This is a genomic window from Pseudomonas sp. PDM18 (assembly GCF_014852585.1).
Classification (GTDB): Bacteria; Pseudomonadota; Gammaproteobacteria; order Pseudomonadales; family Pseudomonadaceae; genus Pseudomonas.
On record NZ_JACVBX010000014.1, the window covers coordinates 38,738 to 55,573 of the forward strand.

Consider the following 16,836-nt stretch of genomic DNA (forward strand, 5'->3'; position numbering starts at 1 on the left):
GATAGTTGTCTGAAATTTATGTAGTCTTGTTGTAGTTATACTACAAAACTAACCGCCACGCCCAGGGAATAAGTCTTGAATACGCCCGCCAGCCTTAGTCTTCCCAGCTCCTGCGACATTCTGGTGTTCGGCGGCAGCGGTGACCTGGCGCTGCACAAGCTGCTGCCGGCGCTCTATCACCTGCACCGGGAGAATCGCCTGCCGGCCGACACGCGGATCTTCGCCCTGGCCCGCAGCCAGCGCGACAACGCCGCCTACCTCGCCCTGGCCGAACGCAACTGCCGCGCCCAGGTGGCGCGCAGCGACTTTTCCGCCGAGGCCTGGCGCAGTTTCGCCCAGCGCCTGGAATACGTGGCGATGGACGCCTCGCAGAGCGCCGACTTCGCCCGTGTGGCCAAGGCCCTCAAGCGCACGGAAGGCCGCGTGCTGGTGCACTATCTGGCCACCGCGCCGAGCCTGTTCGCGCCGATTGCGCAGAACCTGAAGATCGCCGGCCTCGCCGGGCCGCTGGCGCGCATCGTGCTGGAGAAGCCGCTGGGGCATTCGCTGGAGTCGGCGGTGGCGATCAACCAGGCCATCGGTGAAGTATTCGACGAGTCGCGGGTGTTCCGCATCGATCACTACCTGGGCAAGGAAACCGTGCAGAACCTGATGGCCCTGCGCTTCGCCAACACCCTGTTCGAGCCGGTGTGGCGCAACGGGCACATCGACCACGTGCAGATCACCGTCAGCGAAACCCTGGGCGTGGAGAACCGCGGCAGCTACTACGACCATGCCGGGGCCATGCGTGACATGGTGCAGAACCACCTGCTGCAACTGCTCTGCCTGGTGACCATGGAGGCGCCGGTGCGCTTCGACGCCGAGGCGGTGCGCAACGAGAAGGTGAAGATCCTCCAGGCGCTCCGGCCGATTTCCGGGCAGGACGTGCAGGACAAGACCGTGCGCGGCCAGTACACCGCCGGGCACATCGGCGGGCAGGAAGTGCCGGCCTACTGGTTCGAGAAAAATGTCGACAACGACAGCGATACCGAGACTTTCGTCGCCGTTCAGGCCGAGATCGACAACTGGCGCTGGAGCGGCGTTCCGTTCTATTTGCGCACCGGCAAGCGCATGGCGAAGAAATGCTCGGAGATCGTCATTCAGTTCAAGCCGGTGCCCAACAGCCTGATCGGCAGCGGCGCCGGCGCGGCCAACCGCCTGTGGATAAGACTGCAGCCGGAGGAGCGCATCAGCGTGCAGCTGATGGCCAAGGCCCCCGGCAAGGGCATGCAACTGGAACCGGTGGAACTGGACCTCAACCTCGCCCAAGCCTTCAACACTAACAAGCGCCGCTGGGACGCCTACGAACGCCTGCTGCTGGACGTGATCGAGGGCGATTCGACGCTGTTCATGCGCCGCGACGAGGTAGAAGCGGCCTGGAGCTGGATCGACCCGATCATCAAGGGCTGGCACGAGCATTACCTGAGCCCGCGCCCCTACCCCGCCGGCAGCAATGGGCCGGAGCAGGCGCAGACGCTGCTGGAGTTGCAGGGGCGGCGCTGGCTGGAGTGATGCACCGCGCGGGTTTTGCCGGATGAAAGCCTCCTGGGATGGCGAGGAGCACAGCGATACCCATCCCGCAATTGCCGTGCGTGCCCGCCACGAGTCGCCCGGATCAGAACTCCACCGTGGTCGAAAACTCGAACTGCCGAGGCTCGCCGATAGCCACGTAGAGGTTGTTCGCCGCCGACGGGTAATAGGTGCGGTCGAACAGGTTCTTCACGTTGAACTGGAAACCGACGTTGTGCCCGCCCACTTTGGTGTCGTAGCTGGCGAAGGCGTCGGCCACGGTGTAGGACGGCAGCTCGAAGGAGTTGGACGGATCGCCCGCGCGCTTGCCCACATAACGCGCGCCGCCGCCCAGGCGCAGGTCGTCGCCGCCGAGCAGCGAGCCGGCGTCGTACACCGCCGTCAGCGAGGCGGTTTCCTTCGCCACGTTCTGTAGTCGGTTGCCCTCCAACTCCGGATCCTCGGTCACTTCCGCATCTAGCCAGGCGTAGCTGCCGAGCAGGCTCCAGCTGTCAGTCAGTTGGCCGGTGACATCCAGCTCGGCGCCATAGGAGCGCACCTTGCCGGCGGTGCTGACGCGGCTGTCGCCGTTGGCGTCGAGCTGGGTGACCATCACGTTGCGCTTGCGGATGTCGAAGAACGCCAGGTTGGCGGTGACGCGGCCGGGCATATCGAGCTTGCCGCCGATTTCCCAGGACGACGCCTCCTCAGGCTGGATCGCCGAGTCGATCACCTCGCCCGTGGAGAGCGGCGCGATGGTGGAGTTGGGCTTGAACGACTGGGTATAGCTGCCGTAAAGCGACATCTCGTCGTTGATCTTGTAGATCACCCCGGCGCGTGGCACCCACTTCTGCCCGCTGATATCGGTGTTGGCCTTGAATGGCCGGCCACGCCCGGCGTACTGGTCGTACATCTGGTAGCGCCCGCCAGCGACCAGGATCCAGTGGTCGTCCAGATGCCAGGAATCCTGCAGGAACAGCGAATCACTGCGCAGCTTGTCAGTCTGGTCGCTGTCCGACGGGCTGACGCGGGTGGCCGGGGAAATCTGCCCGTAGACCGGATCGAGGTAGTTCAGGGTGGTGTTCTTGGTGTCGCGGATCAGGTCGGCGCGATAGATCTTGCGCTTCTCGCTGTCGACGCCGACCACCAGTTCGTGGCGAAAGCCGCCCAGTTGCAGGTCGCCGTTCAGGCTGGCGGTGGCGAAGCTGTCGCTGCTCACCGCACCGTGGGTGCCGTCGACGCGACGGGTGACGGTGCCGTTGCCGTTGCCGTTGACCTTGGTCACCCGCGCCTGGTTGTCGTCGTAGGTCTCGCGGGTCCAGCCGTAGGCGAAGTGCGCCTTCCAGGCGTCGTCGAGGCGGTGCTCGATGTCCAGGCGGCTCAGGTCGGAGCGGCCTTCAGTGATATTGAACGGCTCGTCCAGCCGGCGGCTGCGCGGGATGTCCAGCGGCCTGTTGGTGCGTGGATCGATGGCGGTGCCACGGTCGAACGGCGTCTTGAACTCGCGGTGCTCGTAGCTGAGGTTGATCGTGGTGTCCTCACCGAACCAGGCCAGCGATGGCGCGACGAGGGTTTCGCGCTGCTGGCCGAAGTTGCGCCAGTAGTTCTCGTCCTGGTGATCGACGATCAGCCGGTAGGCCAAGTTGCTCTCGCCCAGCGCGCCGGTGGTATCGATCTGCGCGCCGCTGCCCTGCTTGCCGTGGGCGAAGGTCGAGCCACGCAGGGTGACGGCGTTGTATTGCTGCAGCTGCGGCTTCTTGCTCACCACATTGACCACGCCGCCCGGGTCCTGGATGCCGTAGAGAACGGAGGCCGGACCTTTTAGCACTTCGACGTGATCGGCGGTGGCGGTGAGGTTGCGGCCCAGCACCGAGGGCAATCCGTCGCGCATGATCGAGCCGTCGCGGTTGTCGCCGAAGCCGCGCTTCATCACCGCGTCCTGGGTGCCGCCGAGGGTGTTGGCCTGGGTCACGCCGCTGACGTTGCCCAGCGCGTCGTCGAGGTTGCGCGGCTTCTGGTCGCGCAGCGCCTGCGCCGGAACGGTGACGATGCTCTGCGGGGTTTCCAGCACCAGCGTGTCCGTGCGGCCGATGGAGGCCACCGGCGCTGGCTGGTAGCTGGTGGCAGCAGTCTGACCGGTGACGGTGGTGTCGTTGAGACTCAGGGTGTCGACGGGCAGGCGCTCCAGGGTCAGGGTATGACCATCGAGGGCGCGGAAGCGGTAACCGGAACCGGCGAGGAGACGGTTCAGCGCGTCATTGCCGCTGAGCTGGCCGGAGACCGCCGGGGCCTTGAGGTCGTAAGGTGCGTCATCGGTGTAGACCACGCTCAGGCCGCTCACCCGGCTGAACTCGCTGAGCGCCTGGGGCAGCGGCTGGGCGGCGATGTCGAAAGCGAATTTCGCCTGCAGCGCGGAACTGGTGGCGGCTTCTTCGGCTATTGCGGCCGGTGCCTGCGCGGCGACCAGAGCGGTGCCGAGCACGAAGGCGGCGAGCGGTTTCAGGGACAGTTCGGGGACAGCGCGGCGCAGCGGGGTCATCGGGGGCTCACTTGCTCGAAAGGTCGACTTCACATGCGAATAAATCGCATTCATGACCACTACACGGAGCAGCCGCGTCGGTACCTCATCCCTTTTTCGAAAATATTTTCCGCGCTCAGCGAATCAGCACGAAGCGCCCGAGCAGCGGCTGCTGGCGGAAGCCCACCACCGCCTGCAGCGAATCCAGCGCGGCCTGTGGGTCGGCGCTGCGGAAACTGCCGCTGACCCGACGCTGTGCCAGCTCCGGGTCGAGCAGTACGATGCGCCCCGGGTAGTAGGTGCCCAGACGCTCCAGCACCTCGCCCAGCGGCGCGCGGTAGAAGGTCAGCCAACCCTGGCGCCAGGCGAGCGCGGCCTGTGCGTCGTCGGGCTGTGCCTCACCCAGCTTCGTGCCGTCGATTTCAATACGTTCGCCAGCCCCGAGCACCACTTCCGGTCCGCCAACCGCGTGGCTGCCACGCACCGAGACGCGGCCTTCGGCGACGGTGACGCGGGTCTGCCCGCCCAGACGACGGACTTCGAATTCGGTGCCCAGCACCCGCGCTTCGCCTTCGCCCGCGCGCACTACGAAGGGCTTCGGCAGGTGCTTTACGGCAAAGGAGGCGGCGCCGCGCAACAGCTCGACGCGGCGTTGCTCGCCGTCCAGGGAGACGGCGACGGCGCTGTCGGCATCCAGGGTCAGGCGCGAGCCGTCGTCCAGGGTGATCTCGCGGACTTTGCCCGGTGCGCTGACGTAGTCCGCGGAGAGGTCGGTGAGCCAGTTGCCCGGCGACCACCAACCACCGGCCCAGAGCATCAGCAGCAGGCACGCGGCGCTGGCCAGCGGATAGCCCCAGCGTCGGTGATTGGGTTGCGCGCGACGATTCGCGGGGCGCTCCATCTGCGCCAGATAGGCGCTCAAGGCGTCGCCCTCCTCCATCGCCAGCCGTTGCGCCGGCGCGGCACTGGCCTGCCAGAGCGCATCGACTTCGGCATAGGCGCTGGCGTGCCGGGGATCAGCCGCCAGCCAGGCCTGGAAAGCACCCAACCAGGCTTCGCCGCCGCGATCATACAGACGCAGCAGCCACTGGCGCGCCTGACGCTGGGCGTCCTCGGGCGAGGTGGCGATGTCGGGCTTCATCAGTCGGCGGCTCCACGGCGATTGGCCGGCGCGGCGGGCATCAGGCTCGCCTTGCAAGCATCGAGGGCGCGCATCATATGTTTTTCCACCGCGCTCTGGGAAAGCCCCATGGCGGTGGCGATCTCGCCGTAGGTGCGGCCATGCACGCGGCTGAGCAGGAAGATGTGGCGGGTGCGCTCGGGCAACTGGCGCAGGGCGTCTTCTATGAGTGCCAGGTCGGCGCCGGCCTGTACCGCCTGTTCCGGCGAAGGCTGGGCATCGTCGTCATCGGGCAGCAGCGCGCTCAGGGTGCGGCCGCGCGAGTCCTCGCCGCGCAGGTGGTCGATGGCGAGGTTGCGCGCGCTGCGCAGCAGATAGCTTCCGAGTTCTTCCACTGGCGCCTGCTGGCGCTTCCAGAAGCGCAGGAAAAGGTCCTGCACCAGGTCCGCCGCGGTGGCGCGGCAACCGACGCGGCGTTGCACCAGGGCCTCCATGCGCGGGCGCTGGGAGAGGAACACCCGCAGGAAATCCTCGCGCGGCAGCGCCTCGGCGGGCGCCGGGGCGTCCGCGGCACGGGAGTCGGCCGGGCGGTCGGAATGGGACATCGGTGACGGAGGCTCGCCAGCGGTCCGCACCGAAGCCGGCGCAAGGGGAAGACCCTGGGAAGCCGCAAATGATAATGCTTATCAAATAAACAGAACAGCCCCGGTCGTCCGCCTCCGCGCGGCGGATCAGGGCGTCTCGTCCAGCCCCAGGCCGCCTTCCAGCTTGCGCCAGAGCAGGCGAATCTGCGCCTTGCGCACCAGGGCGCAGCGGTACAGGCGGATTTCCTGCGGGACGATCCAGTGCGGGCCGCCGCAAAGCGCCAGCTCGCCGCGCGCCAGCTCCGACTCCATGCTCAGGCGCGGCACCCAGGCCACACCCATGCCCTGCAGCGCCATGCTCTTCAGGCTGTCGGCCATCGCCGTTTCATAGACCGTCGTGTAACGCAGGTTGCGCTGGCGCAGCAGCAGGTTCACGCCGCGACCGAGGAAGGCACCGGCACTGTAGGCCAGCAGCGGCACGCTCTGCCCGCTGTCGAGATCGAAGAGCGGCACGCCGGCGGAGTTCACCGCGCACACCGGCAGCATTTCGGTGCGCCCCAGGTGCAGCGAGGGGAAGACTTCCGGGTCCATCTGCAAGGCAGCGTCCGGGTCGTAGAAGGCCATCATCAGGTCGCAGCCGCCTTCGCGCAGCAGGTGTACCGCCTCGCCGACGTTGGTCGCCACCAGGCGGCTGGCGATATTCAGGCCTTCCGAGCGCAGCCGGGAAATCCACGCGGGGAAGAATCCCAGCGCCAGCGAGTGCGCGGCGGCGAACTGCAGCACCTCGCCCTGCCCGCCTTCCAGGTGGTGCAGGTGGCGCACCACCTGGCCGAGTTGCTCAACCACTGCGCGGGCGGTGACGAGGAACAGTTGCCCCGCTTCGGTCAGTTCGATGGGCGTGCGCTGGCGGTTCACCAGGGTCAGGCCGAGGGCATCTTCCAGGCTGCGGATGCGTCGGCTGAAGGCCGGCTGGGTGACGAAGCGCTTTTCGGCGGCCTGGGAAAAACTGCGGGTGGTGGCCAGGGTGCTGAAGTCTTCCAGCCATTTGGTCTCGAGGTTCACGTCAACTCCAACGCATTCACACGCTGATCGATTGGTCAGGAGCCGGGCGCGCGTAGCACAGTCGCACGCTCGCCGTCATCAATTCGTCACAGGGTACATTATGCCGTTCGTGCATGAGGCAGCCTTTAACAGCATTGGCCGACGAAAGGCGAAATCCCTAGTCTACCGGGCATCGCGGCACTGGCCGTGTTTCCCTGAGACAATCCCCGTCATGTCCCCTGTTGCATCGTTCCGCATCGAGAAAGACCTCCTCGGCACCCTCGAAGTACCTTCTGACGCCTACTTCGGCATCCAGACCCTGCGCGCTGTGAACAACTTCCGCCTCTCGGGCGTGCCGCTGTCGCACTACCCGAAACTGGTCGTCGGCCTGGCGATGGTCAAACAGGCGGCAGCCGATGCCAACCACCAGCTTGGCCACCTGTCGAACGAGAAGCACGCTGCCATCAGCGAAGCCTGTGCCCGCCTGATCCGCGGTGACTTCCACGACCAGTTCGTGGTGGACATGATCCAGGGTGGCGCCGGTACTTCCACCAACATGAACGCGAACGAAGTGATCGCGAACATCGCGCTGGAAGCCATGGGCCACACCAAGGGTGAGTACAAGTACCTGCACCCGAACAACGACGTGAACATGGCGCAGTCGACCAACGACGCTTACCCGACCGCCATCCGCCTGGGCCTGCTGCTCGGCCACGACACCCTGCTGGCCAGCCTCGACAGCCTGATCCAGGCCTTCGCCGCCAAGGGCGTCGAGTTCGCCGGCGTACTGAAGATGGGCCGTACCCAGCTGCAGGACGCGGTACCGATGACCCTCGGCCAGGAATTCCACGCCTTCGCCACCACCCTGGGCGAAGACCTCGACCGCCTGCGTCGCCTGGCGCCGGAACTGCTGACCGAAGTGAACCTCGGCGGCACCGCGATCGGCACCGGCATCAACGCCGACCCCGGCTACCAGAAGCTGGCTGTCGAGCGCCTGGCTGAAATCAGCGGCCACCCGGTCGTTCCGGCTGCCGACCTGATCGAAGCCACCTCCGACATGGGCGCCTTCGTGCTGTTCTCCGGCATGCTCAAGCGCACCGCGGTCAAGCTGTCGAAGATCTGCAACGACCTGCGCCTGCTGTCCAGCGGCCCGCGCACCGGCATCAACGAGATCAACCTGCCGCCGCGCCAGCCGGGCAGCTCGATCATGCCGGGCAAGGTCAACCCGGTGATCCCGGAGGCGGTGAACATGTGCGCCTTCGAAATCATGGGCAACGACCTGGCGCTGACCATCGCGGCCGAAGGCGGCCAGCTGCAGCTGAACGTGATGGAGCCGCTGATCGCCTACAAGATCTTCGACTCGATCCGCCTACTCCAGCGCGCCATGGACATGCTGCGCGAGCACTGCATCACCGGCATCACCGCCAACGTCGAGCGCTGCCACCAACTGGTGGAGCACAGCATCGGCCTGGTCACCGCGCTGAACCCGTACATCGGCTACGAAAACTCCACCCGTATCGCCAAGACTGCGCTGGAAACCGGCCGCGGCGTGCTGGAGCTGGTTCGCGAGGAGAAGCTGCTGGACGAAGCCACCCTGGCCGACATCCTGCTGCCGGAAAACATGATCGCCCCGCGCCTGATTCCGCTGCGCGCCTGATCCTCCGCCCGGCGCGAGCCGGGCACGTCTCACCGGTTGAGGGGGAGTATTCCTCCCTCACCTTTCAGGGATTGGTTACCCCCACTCCCTTCTTTTATGCCCGGCGCGGCGGACTTGTCCGAAGCGCCACGTCTCACCGGTTGAGGGGCCTCTTGGCCCACTCTCCTTTAGAAGGGACACCGCTTACCCCGGTGTCCCCTTTTTTTGCCTGCGATTTGGGTATGCCCAAGCTCGGAAGGTGCCGGTGCAGGATCAGGTTCGCAAGCAAGGACCAGGCGTCCCCCACGATCCTACGAATGGCAGAAACGCGGGAGATCAGTCCTGCCGTTGCAGGTGATCGAGAATCCGCCGGTTGAGGGCGGCGATACGCTCCACGGCGTCCGCCTCGTCGCACTCCTCGTCCTGCGCGCCGAGCTGGCGGGCACAGAGATTGAGCGCGGAAAGCACCATCAGCTCGTTGCTGGTGACGTAGGGGAATTTCTTCTTGCTGGCGGTGATCTCCGCCTGCAACAGCGCGGCCGCGTCCTGCAGCCGGCGCTCTTCACCGACCGGCGCCCGGACGCTGTATTCGCGTCCGAGGATGCGCAGGACGCGGACGCCGTCGCCACTCATGCGTGGGCGCGGCTATCGCTGACGCGGCGGATCAGCGCCTGCAGGCGGGTGGCCGTGGCGTTGTGCTTCTCTTCCTGCTCCATCAGGGACAGCTGCAAGCTGTCGTTTTCCTCACGGGCCTTGAGCAGCTCTTCACGCACAGCGGCGTTGTCCTGCACCAGCACTTCGTTCTGCTGCAGCAGTTCGGCGACCAGCTGTTCAAGTTGTTCGAGGGTGGAATCAAGCATGGGAGCCTCCGCAAAGCCTTTCAAAGGGTGCGGAGGATAAAGAAAGGGGCGCGGCGGGGCCAGCAGAAACGGGATTCTTCTGACAAGCCGTATACTGTCAATTCAATAGCTTACGAGATGATTCTCGTGTCATTTCAATGATTTCCGGCTACCAGCGCGAATTGGACCGGAAAATCGCCCGCAAGGTTCGCTGCCACGCCTACGGTGAAGCAAACCGGTAGGAGCGAGGGGGACGCCCTCGTTATTGCTCGCGAACCGCTTGACGCCGGAACGGCCGGTAATCCGTTCGCAAACAAGCTCGCTCCTACGAAGAGCCGTCAGATACGAATCACGCCTTCTTCACGCAGCAGCTTGAAGATCGCCTCGGCGCCCGCTTCAGCCGTGACGTCCTTGAGCACCTGCCCGGTACCGCCGGATGCCTTGGCGGTGGCGGCCTTCATGCGCTCGGCACCCGTCTTCGCCTTGATCACCTTCAGGCGCTTGGGACGCGGGCGCGCCGGTTGAAGATTGCCTTCGGCAAGCAGCGGGTCATCCACTACTTCTACTTCATGGGCTTCCAGGTAGCCGCGACGTGCCGGGCCGAATGCACTCTGCCGGGCTACCGGCGCGGCATTGTCGACGCTGGCGACGAAGGGCAGGCGCACCTTCAGCCGACGGCGCTGGCCGCGGGGCAAAGCCTGCAGCACCTGGGCGCTGCCGCCTTCCACCTTCTCCACTTCCGCCAGGCCGACCACCAGCGGCCAGCCCAGGCGCTCGGCCAGCAGGAAGGGCAGCATGCCGGAGCCTTCGCCGGTTTCCGCCTGGGTGCCGGTGAGCACCAGTTGCGCATCGCTGTCTCCGAGATAGGCCGTCAGCGCCGGCAAGGCGTCGGCGCCAGCGGGCTGCTCGAGCACCGCCAGTTCATCCAGGCCCATGCCGAGGTAGCCGCGCAGCGCTTCTTCGCCGGCATCACCGGCATGCACCACGCGCAGGCGCTTGCCAGCGAGGCTCATGCCCAGTTCCACCGCGCGGGCATCCTGATCGGCGCGGCGCGCGCGGCCGGATGCGGGGTGGGCACCGATGGAAACCAGGGCGACGATGTTCAGGTCGTTCATGCTGCAATCTCGACGTAGGGCGAATAACGCGCAGCGTTATCCGCCGTTGTGACGATAGTGGCGGATAAAGCCTTTGGCTTCAGGCGCCCTACGAAGAAGCCGGAGGCGTCAGGCAGCATCGCGCGCCGCTCCATTGCGATGGGCTTCGGCCAGGGCCATCAGAGCCTTGAGGATCGCGGCGGAATCGCCGATCACCGAGAGGTCGGCGCGTTTGATCATGTCGCAGCCCGGGTCCAGGTTGATCGCCACTACCTTGTCGCAGGAGCCGATGCCCTGCAGGTGCTGGATCGCGCCGGAAATGCCAACGGCAAGATAGACCCGCGCGGTGACCCAGGTGCCAGTCGCGCCGACCTGGCGGGTGCGGGGCATGTGGCCATCGTCCACCACCACGCGCGATGCGCCTTCTGTGGCGCCGAGGGCGATGGCGGCGCGGTGGAACAGCTCCCAGTCCTTCACTCCATTGCCGCCGGAGAGGATGAACTCCGCCTCGGCCATGGGAATCTGCGCCGGATCTACGGCCACCGGGCCGAGGTCTTCGATGCGCGGGAGATTGCGTGCGACGCCGGAGTCCAGCTCCACCGCGCGGGCTTCGTGGCGGGTCTCGCTGACCGGCTCGGCGCACTCGGCGGCAGCCAGGATCAGGCGCGGCAGCTCGCGATGCAGGTCCTGCTGACCAGCGCCGGCACGGCCGACGCAGCGTTCGCCTTCGGCCAGCCAGACGCGGGTCGCCGGGCGTTCGCCGAGGCTCGCGGCCAAGCGCCGGCCCAACTCGCCGCCACCGCTGCGGCTGTCGGGCAGCAGCCAGTGGCGCGGGGCGAGCTGGCTGTTGGCCGAGCGCAGCGCCAGCACCCGTTGCTCCGGGGCGTAGCCGTCGTACTCGTTGCCTTCTATCTGCAGCAGGCGGTCGACGCCAGCGGTATCGAAGGCACTTTCCTTGTGCTCGCCGAACACCACGGCCAGCACCGCGCCGTCGCTACCGGCGAGCTTGCGGGCCAGGCCCAGCAGGTCGCGGTCGTGGCTGGAAAGACGGCCACCGATCATGTCCGGTACCACGGCAATCAGGAACGCAGGCTGTTCGAGGATGACCAGCGGCAACTGCACCACTTCCGGCGCGCTGCTGCGCTTGCCTCCAGTACCCTGCTGGCTCCCGGAGCGGTCGATGCGCTTGACGCCATTGGGACCGATGAAGCCGACCGCGTGGGGGTTCTTGCGCACCACGCCGTTGGGGCCCATCCAGCGGCTTTCGCCGCCCTGGGCCGATTGCACGGCCGCGTGCAGCGGGTGAAGGCGGTTGCGGGCGATCCACTCGGCGCGCGGGTCGCGGCGGATGATGTCGCTCATGACAAGGCCTCCAGCGCGAAGGTGCTTTTCGTAGCAGCGAGCTCGCTCTCGAAAGGATCAGCACCGAAGTTTGGGCGGTTCGCGAGCAAGCTTGCTCCTACAGGTTCAGGTCTGTGCAACGAGTTCATCAGTGCACCTCCTCCGCTGCTTCACGGCGCGCCAGCGAGGGCTTTTTTGCCGGCACCTCGGTGGCCTCGATGAGGACCTCGGCGACCAGTTCGGCAATGTCCTTGATCTCTGGGCGCGGTGCGACAACGCCCTCGAGCATCGCAGTGCATTGCGGGCAGCCCACGGCCACCAGCTCGGCGCCGGTTTCCTTGATGTCGACCATGCGCATGTCGGGAATCCGCTGCTTGCCGGGGATGTCGGTGATCGGCGCGCCGCCGCCACCGCCGCAGCAACGTGAGCGGAAGCCGGAGCGGGCCATTTCCTTCACTTCGATGCCGATGGCCTTGAGCACAGCGCGTGGGGCTTCGTACTCGCCGTTGTAGCGGCCGAGGTAGCACGGGTCGTGGTAGGTCACGCTGCCAGCCTTGCTCTGGCCGAGGTTCAGCGCACCCTTGCGCACCAACTCATCGATGAAGGTGGTGTGGTGCAGCACCTCGTAATTGCCGCCAAGGGCGCCGTATTCGTTCTTCAGCACGTGGAAGCTGTGCGGGTCGCAGCTGACGATGCGCTTGAAGCGGTACTTGGCCAGGGTGGCGATGTTGCGTTTGGCCAGAGTCTGGAAGGTGGCTTCGTCACCCAGGCGGCGGGCCACATCACCGCTGTCGCGCTCTTCCAGGCCGAGCACGGCGAAGTCGACATGCGCGGCCTTGAGAATCTTCACGAAGGACCGCAGGGTGCGCTGGTTGCGCATGTCGAAGGCGCCGTCGCCAACCCAGAACAGTACGTCGGCCTGCTGCTTGTCGGCCAGCAGCGGCAGGTTCAGGTCCGCCGCCCAGTTCAGCCGGCCGCCGGGGGCGAAGCCGCCAGGGTTGTCGGTGGCGATGAGGTTTTCCAGCACCTCGGCGCCCTTATTCGGGGTCGCGCCCTTTTCCAGGGTGAGGTGGCGGCGCATGTCAACGATGGCGTCGACGTGCTCGATCATCATCGGGCATTCCTCGACGCAGGCGCGGCAGGTGGTGCAGGACCAGAGGGTGTCGGCATCCACCAGCGCTTTGCCGTCCAGCGCAACGATGGGCTGGTGCGGGCCGCCGCTGTGTTCGCCGAGCGGTTTGCCCGGATACGGGGAGCCGGCGAAGTGGGCGTCATTGCCGCCGGCCAGGCCGATGACCATGTCCTGGATGAGCTTCTTCGGGTTCAGCGGCTGACCGGCGGCGAACGCCGGGCACATGGCCTCGCACTTGCCGCACTGCACGCAGGCGTCGAAGCCGAGCAGCTGGTTCCAGGTGAAATCGGTGGGCTTCTCGACGCCCAACGGCGCCATCGGGTCCTGCAGGTCCAGAGGCTTGAGGCCGGTGGAGCGGCCGCCACCGAAGCGTTCAGAGCGACGATGCCAGGCCAGGTGCAGGGCGCCGGCGAAGGCGTGCTTCATCGGGCCGCCCCAGGTCATGCCGAAGAACAGCTCGGACACACCCCAGGCCACGCCGATGGCGAGGATTACCGCGAGGAGCCAACCGCCGAAACCTTCCGGCAGGATGCCGGCCACCGGCAGGGTGGCGATGAAGAAGCTCGCCGAGAACATCAGCAGGCTTTTCGGCAGGCGCATCCACGGGCCTTTCGACAGGCGCGAAGGCGGGTCGAGGCGGCGCTTGGCGACGAACAGCGCACCGCCGAACATCAGCGCGGTGGCAGCCAACAGGGCGAAGCCGAGGATGCGGCTGTGCAGGCCGAAACCGTGGACGAGAATGGCCAGCAGCGCGGCCAGCACGAAGCCGCCGGCGGTGGCGACGTGGGTCTTGGACATGTACTTGTCACGCTCGACCACGTGGTGCAGGTCCACCAGGTAGCGGCGCGGCATCTTCAGCAGACCGCCGATCCAGTCGACCTGGGCGGGCCGGCCGCGGCGCCACATCGAAAAACGCTTCACAGCGCCCAGGACGGCAAGGCCGAGGGCGCTGAAGAGCAGGATGGGGAGGATGATGTTGAGCATTGTCATGGGTCTCCTCGCAGGGACCGAAATGGGGACTCCGGACCAGTCCCCTCTCCCTTCAGGGAGAGGGTTAGGGAGAGGGTGTTCGAGCCGGCACTGCGCATGGCCTGAAACACCCTCTCCCCCCGCCCTCTCCCGCAAGCGGGAGAGGGCGCTATCCGAGCCAGCCGGAGATCCTTACCGGGCCTGTATCAGAAGTCCTTGCACAGACGCAGCGCGTCATAGATCGCGGCGTGGGTGTTGCGCTGGGCCACGCAGTCGCCGATGCGGAACAGCAGGTAACCGTCGCCAGCCTCGCTGAGGCACGGCTGCGGCTTGATCGCGAACAGCGCTTCGACGTCGATCTGGCCCTTGTTGCGCGAGCCCTGCTTGAGTGCGTAGTAGAGGGTTTCGTCCGGACGCACGCCGTTCTCCACGACGACCTGGTCGACCACCCGCTCTTCCTTCGCGCCGGTGTATTCGTTCTCCAGTACCGCCACCAGCTTGTCGCCCTCGCGGTAGACCCTCTCCAGCATCAGGTCGCCGGTCATGATCACTTCCTTGGGGTACATGCTGCGGTAGTAGGTCGGGAAGGTGGTGCCGCCGATGGCCACGCCCGGCTTGATGTCGTCGGTGACGATCTCGACCTGGGCGCCCTTGTCGGCGAGGAAGTCCGCCACCGACATGCCGGAAAATTCGCAGATGGTGTCGTAGACCAGCACGTTCTTGCCCGGCGCAACCTTGCCGTCGAGCACGTCCCAGCTGCTGACCACCAGCCCATCGGCGGCGCCCCAGTGTTTGTTCTGTTCGATGAACGGGTGGCCGCCGTTGGCCAGCACCACCACGTCGGGGCGCAGGTCCAGAATGGTGTCGGCGTCCGCGCCGGTGCCCAGGCGCAGGTCGACGTTCAGCCGCGCCAGCTCCAGCTGGTACCAGCGGGTGATACCGGCGATCTGGTCGCGCTGCGGGGCCTTCGAGGCGGTGGTGATCTGCCCGCCGAGCTGCTCCTTCTTCTCGAACAGGGTGACGTCGTGGCCGCGCTCGGCGGCGACGCGCGCCGCTTCCATGCCGGCCGGGCCGCCACCGACGACCACCACCTTGCGCTTCACGCCAGTGGTCTTCTCGATGATGTGCGGCACGCCCATGTATTCACGGGACGTGGCGGCGTTCTGGATACACAGCACATCCAGGCCCTGGTACTGGCGGTCGATGCAGTAGTTGGCGCCGACGCACTGCTTGATCTGGTCGATCTGGCCCATCTTGATCTTGGCGATCAAGTGCGGGTCGGCGATGTGCGCGCGGGTCATGCCGACCATGTCCACGTAGCCGCCCTCAAGGATGCGCGTGGCCTGGTTCGGGTCCTTGATGTTCTGCGCGTGCAGCACCGGCACATTGACCACTTCCTTGATGCCGGCAGCCAGGTGCAGGAAAGGCTCCGGCGGATAGGTCATGTTCGGGATGACGTTGGCCAGGGTGTTGTGGGTGTCGCAGCCCGAGCCGACCACGCCGATGAAGTCGATCATCCCGGTGTCGCTGTAGTACTTGGCGATCTGCTTCATGTCGTCGTGGGTGAGGCCGTCCGGGTGGAACTCGTCACCGCAGATGCGCATGCCGACGCAGAAGTCGTCACCGACTTCCCGGCGCACGGCCTTGAGCACTTCCAGGCCGAACTTCATGCGGCCCTCGAAGGTGCCGCCCCACTCGTCGGTCCGCTTGTTGACGCGCGGGCTCCAGAACTGGTCGATCATGTGCTGGTGCACGGCGGACAGCTCGACGCCGTCCAGGCCGCCTTCCTTCGCCCGGCGTGCCGCCTGGGCGTAGTTGCCGATCACCCGCCAGATCTCTTCCGGCTCGATGGTCTTGCAGGTGGCGCGGTGCACCGGTTCGCGGATGCCCGAGGGCGACATCAGGGTCGGCCAGTTGAAGCCATCCCAGCGCGAGCGGCGGCCCATGTGGGTAATCTGGATCATGATCTTGGCCCCATGCTTGTGCATGGCGTCGGCCAGGTTCTGGAAGTGCGGGATGATGCGGTCGGTGGAGAGGTTCACCGAGCTCCACCATTCCTGCGGGCTGTCGATGGCGACCACGGAGGAACCGCCGCAGATGGCCAGGCCGATACCGCCCTTGGCCTTCTCCTCGTAGTACTTCACGTAGCGCTCGGTGGTCATGCCGCCGTCGGTGGCGTAGACCTCGGCGTGGGCGGTGGAGAGCACGCGGTTGCGGATGGTCAGCTTGCCGATCTGGATCGGCTGGAACATAGACTCGAAAGCCATTGCGGCATCCTCTGAAAACTACTGCGCTCGGTTATGCAGCGTTGGAGGCTGAATCGAAAATGCTCATTTACTACTCGTAAACTCCGCTTTTCGATTCAGCCTCCGCCTCGCCTACCCTTCGCTCGCTACGTTTTCAATCTCAATGGGGTTAAGGGGCGTTTAAAGGGGTTTGACGACGAACAGGCCGTCGTCGTGGCCTTCCTCGGCGCCGCTGTAGACCTGCTCGGCAACAGTGCGCAGGTCGCTGCCGCGCGCCTGGAGGATCTGGTCCATCGCGCCGGCGAACCAGCCGGTGAACATGTAGTCGACCTTGCGGTTGACCTTGCCGTAGACGTAGACGAAGGCCGAGTGCTTCAGGCGCACCTGGGCGGTGCCCTTGTCGAGGTCGATCTGCTCGATCTGGAACAGGCCCCAGCCGCGCTGCGACAGGCGCTTCATGTAGTGCTCGAAGACTTCCACGCCGACCAGGCCGTGGCACTCGGCTTCTTTCTCGCACCAGTGCCAGGCGGACTTGTAGCCGGCCTTGTAGAGGATTTCGGCGTAGCGCTCGGCGCCCAGCTCTTCCTCGATGCCCATGTGGTTGTTGACGAAGAAGTGCCGCGGTACGTACAGCATTGGCAGGGCGTCGGAGGTCCAGACGCCGGTTTCGCTGTCGACTTCGATGGGCAGTTCGGGGGCGTGCTTGGCCATGAGGTTTCGCTCCAATTCTTTTGGCTCCCTCTCCCTTGGGGAGAGGGTTGGGGTGTG

13 protein-coding genes are annotated in these 16,836 nt (G+C 66.0%); 2 read left to right on the forward strand and 11 right to left on the reverse strand.

The features are described from left to right. Positions 1 to 75: 75 nt before the first annotated feature. Positions 76 to 1,551, forward strand: a complete 1,476-nt coding sequence (gene zwf, locus IB274_RS24420) for a glucose-6-phosphate dehydrogenase (protein WP_192435438.1) — start codon at positions 76 to 78, stop codon at positions 1,549 to 1,551. A gap of 103 nt (positions 1,552 to 1,654) precedes the next feature. Here zwf and IB274_RS24425 read toward each other — a convergent pair whose 3' ends face one another. The 4 genes from IB274_RS24425 to IB274_RS24440 form a co-directional block, all read right to left on the reverse strand. Continuing rightward, positions 1,655 to 4,087, reverse strand: a complete 2,433-nt coding sequence (locus IB274_RS24425) for a TonB-dependent siderophore receptor (protein WP_192435439.1) — start codon at positions 4,085 to 4,087, stop codon at positions 1,655 to 1,657. A gap of 115 nt (positions 4,088 to 4,202) precedes the next feature. Continuing rightward, positions 4,203 to 5,210: a FecR family protein gene (locus IB274_RS24430; protein ID WP_412548447.1), complete on the reverse strand. Its 1,008-nt coding sequence runs from the start codon at positions 5,208 to 5,210 to the stop codon at positions 4,203 to 4,205. Beyond that, the gene (locus tag IB274_RS24435; RefSeq protein WP_192435441.1) at positions 5,207 to 5,791 is read right to left on the reverse strand and encodes an RNA polymerase sigma factor; all 585 of its coding nucleotides are present in this window, start codon (positions 5,789 to 5,791) and stop codon (positions 5,207 to 5,209) included. Before IB274_RS24435 ends, IB274_RS24430 begins: the two co-directional genes overlap by 4 nt. Positions 5,792 to 5,917: 126 nt before the next feature. Continuing rightward, entirely contained in the window at positions 5,918 to 6,832 is a 915-nt protein-coding gene (locus tag IB274_RS24440; RefSeq protein ID WP_024766745.1) for a LysR substrate-binding domain-containing protein, read from the reverse strand. A gap of 211 nt (positions 6,833 to 7,043) precedes the next feature. Between IB274_RS24440 and IB274_RS24445 the strand changes: the two genes are divergently transcribed. After that, positions 7,044 to 8,468, forward strand: a complete 1,425-nt coding sequence (locus IB274_RS24445) for an aspartate ammonia-lyase (RefSeq protein WP_045214106.1) — start codon at positions 7,044 to 7,046, stop codon at positions 8,466 to 8,468. A gap of 315 nt (positions 8,469 to 8,783) precedes the next feature. Here the strand turns inward: IB274_RS24445 and IB274_RS24450 are convergent, their stop codons facing one another. The 7 genes from IB274_RS24450 to IB274_RS24480 form a co-directional block, all read right to left on the reverse strand. Then, positions 8,784 to 9,080, reverse strand: coding sequence for a cell division protein ZapA (locus IB274_RS24450; protein WP_192435442.1), 297 nt, complete (start codon positions 9,078 to 9,080; stop codon positions 8,784 to 8,786). Further along, the gene (locus IB274_RS24455; RefSeq protein WP_138213642.1) at positions 9,077 to 9,307 is read right to left on the reverse strand and encodes a hypothetical protein; all 231 of its coding nucleotides are present in this window, start codon (positions 9,305 to 9,307) and stop codon (positions 9,077 to 9,079) included. The genes IB274_RS24450 and IB274_RS24455 overlap by 4 nt, the downstream gene beginning before the upstream one ends. 317 nt (positions 9,308 to 9,624) lie before the next feature. Continuing rightward, positions 9,625 to 10,401, reverse strand: a complete 777-nt coding sequence (locus IB274_RS24460; RefSeq protein ID WP_192435443.1) for an electron transfer flavoprotein subunit beta — start codon at positions 10,399 to 10,401, stop codon at positions 9,625 to 9,627. A 108-nt stretch (positions 10,402 to 10,509) separates the two neighbouring features. Next, complete coding sequence (locus IB274_RS24465; protein WP_192435444.1) at positions 10,510 to 11,742, reverse strand: electron transfer flavoprotein subunit alpha/FixB family protein; 1,233 nt, start codon at positions 11,740 to 11,742, stop codon at positions 10,510 to 10,512. A 127-nt stretch (positions 11,743 to 11,869) separates the two neighbouring features. Continuing rightward, positions 11,870 to 13,837: a dimethylglycine demethylation protein DgcB gene (gene dgcB, locus IB274_RS24470; RefSeq protein ID WP_192435519.1), complete on the reverse strand. Its 1,968-nt coding sequence runs from the start codon at positions 13,835 to 13,837 to the stop codon at positions 11,870 to 11,872. A 191-nt stretch (positions 13,838 to 14,028) separates the two neighbouring features. Then, positions 14,029 to 16,089: a dimethylglycine demethylation protein DgcA gene (dgcA, locus tag IB274_RS24475; RefSeq protein WP_192435445.1), complete on the reverse strand. Its 2,061-nt coding sequence runs from the start codon at positions 16,087 to 16,089 to the stop codon at positions 14,029 to 14,031. Positions 16,090 to 16,248: 159 nt separating this feature from the next. Further along, positions 16,249 to 16,779, reverse strand: a complete 531-nt coding sequence (locus IB274_RS24480) for a 4-vinyl reductase (protein ID WP_138213637.1) — start codon at positions 16,777 to 16,779, stop codon at positions 16,249 to 16,251. Positions 16,780 to 16,836: the final 57 nt, after the last annotated feature.